Annotated in this window: 2 protein-coding genes and 1 pseudogene; all 3 read left to right on the top strand. The window is 72.7% G+C overall.

The features are described from left to right. A pseudogene (locus ACWGIU_RS36745) lies at positions 1–210 on the top strand (hypothetical protein); the annotation flags it as partial. After that, positions 207–1,277 carry a threonine aldolase family protein gene (locus ACWGIU_RS36740; RefSeq protein ID WP_453712412.1) on the top strand — a complete coding sequence of 357 codons (1,071 nt, stop codon included), beginning with the start codon at positions 207–209 and terminating at the stop codon, positions 1,275–1,277. The pseudogene ACWGIU_RS36745 and the gene ACWGIU_RS36740, both read left to right, overlap by 4 nt. A gap of 26 nt (positions 1,278–1,303) precedes the next feature. Beyond that, positions 1,304–1,885 (top strand): GNAT family N-acetyltransferase, encoded by a 582-nt coding sequence (locus ACWGIU_RS36735; protein WP_030713495.1) that lies wholly within the window; start codon positions 1,304–1,306, stop codon positions 1,883–1,885. Positions 1,886–1,977 lie beyond the last annotated feature (92 nt).

The raw sequence follows: 1,977 nt of genomic DNA, 5'->3' as shown, positions 1-1,977 counted from the left end.
GTCCCGGCGGACCACCCGCGGCGGGGGCTGCTGCGCCACCGCAAGATCGACGCGTGGCGGCGCCACGGTCCGGACGCCGGCCTGCACACGGCGCGCGCCGGGGAGCTGGTGCGGGAGACCTGGCAGCTGGTACGCCCGCTGCTGGACTGGGTGGCGGCCCGCGAACTCACCCCACAGCCCCGCGACCGAGGAGTTGACGTATCGTCATGAGCATCGGGACTTTCGAGACCGTCGACCTGCGCAGTGACACGGTGACCCGGCCGGGACCCGGGATGCGGGCCGCGATGGCCTCGGCCGAGGTCGGCGACGACCTGTTCGGGGAGGACCCGACCGTCCGTGAGCTGGAGGACCGGCTCGCCGGGCTCTTCGGCTTCTCCGGGGCGCTGTTCACCCCGACCGGGGTGATGGCCAACCAGATCGCCCTCCAGCTCCTCGTCGGTCCCGGCGAGGAGCTGGTGTGCGACGCCGAGGCACACATCCTGGCGCACGAGGAGGCCTCCCCGGCCCGCTACGGCGGAATCCAGACGCGCACGGTGACGGCGGAGCGGGGAGTGGTCACCGCGGGCCTGCTGGCCGGGGTGGTCCGGCGGGGGAACCCGTACACGCTCGGCACCCGTGCGGTGGAGGTGGAGCAGACCCACACCCGGGCGGGCGGTACGGTCCACCCGCTGGACACGCTGCGCGCCGTGCGCGAACTGGCGTCCGGCACGGGTCTGGCGGTCCACATGGACGGGGCCCGGATCTGGAACGCGATGGCAGCGACGGACACCTCGGCGCACGCGTACGGGCAGACGGTCGACTCGCTGTCCGTGTGCCTGTCGAAGGGCCTGGGCGCGCCCGTCGGGTCGGTGCTCCTGCTGGCGGCCGAACAGCTGCCGCGGGCGCGGAAGTTGCGGCACGGTCTGGGCGGCGGCATGCGCCAGTCGGGCATCCTGGCGGCTGCGGGTCTGTACGCCCTGGACCACCACGTGGAGCGGATCGCCGAGGACCACGCCAATGCCGCGCTGCTGGCGGCGGGGCTGCGGGACGCGGGGTTCACCGTGCGCCCGCCGGAGACCAACATCGTCCTCATCGAGGTTCCCGGCGCCGACGAGGTCGTCGCACGGGCCGCCAAGGAAGGAGTACTGGTGACCGCGCCCGGCCCGGAGACGGTCCGGCTGGTCACTCATCTGGACGCAGGACGACAGGCGTGCCGGCGGGCCCTCGGGGTGCTGGCCGCCGTGATGACCGAAGTCGTCACCGGGACGCGGGACACCGCGGCCGCGGGACGCCCGTAAGAAGCGGAAGAGAGCGAAGTAGCAGCATGAGTTTAGAAGTACGGCCCGCCACGGCGGATCTGTGGGACGACATCCGCCAGGTGCTCCAGCCGAAGAAGAGCGCGCACACGTGCTGGTGCATGGCGTGGCGGCTGTCCACCGGCGACTACGGGCGGCTCACGGCGGACGAGCGGGGCGAGCACCTGCGCGGCCTCATGGAGAAGGCCGATCCGCCGCCCGGGGTCCTCGGGTTCCTGGACGGCGAGGTGGCCGGCTGGTGCAACGTGGCGCCGCGCCGCCAGCTCGACCGGCTGACCTCCTCGAAGACGATCACACCGGTGGACGATCTGCCCGTGTGGTCGGTGACCTGCTTCGTCGTACGCAAGGACTTCCGCGGCAAGGGGGTCGCCTCCGGCCTGCTGGAGGGGGCCGTCGAGCACGCGCGCGCCCACGGTGCGCCCGCCGTCGAGGGGTATCCGGTGGACCCCGAGGGCGGCCGGGTGAATCCGACCCTCGCCTATGTCGGGACGATGGACATGTTCGAGCGGGCGGGCTTCCGCCGGGTCCACCGCACCGAGGCCAAGAGCGACAAGCGGCACCGCTGGGTCATGCGCCGCGACCTGGTCTGACGATCCTCGTTTGACGGTCCTGGCCTGACGGACCTGGTCTGACGGACCTGGTCTGACGGTTCCGGCCTGACGGTTGCGGCCCGGCCGTACGC

Source organism: Streptomyces sp. NPDC054840 (assembly GCF_053611065.1).
The sequence above is the reverse complement of the archived record's forward strand: the minus strand, read 5'-3'. Positions and strand labels throughout refer to the sequence as shown.

Excerpts from the sequence above, each read along its gene's own strand:
- ACWGIU_RS36740 (WP_453712412.1), top strand. The coding sequence starts at position 207 with ATGAGCATCGGGACTTTCGAGACCGTCGACCTGCGCAGTGACACGGTG.
- ACWGIU_RS36735 (WP_030713495.1), top strand. The coding sequence starts at position 1,304 with ATGAGTTTAGAAGTACGGCCCGCCACGGCGGATCTGTGGGACGACATC.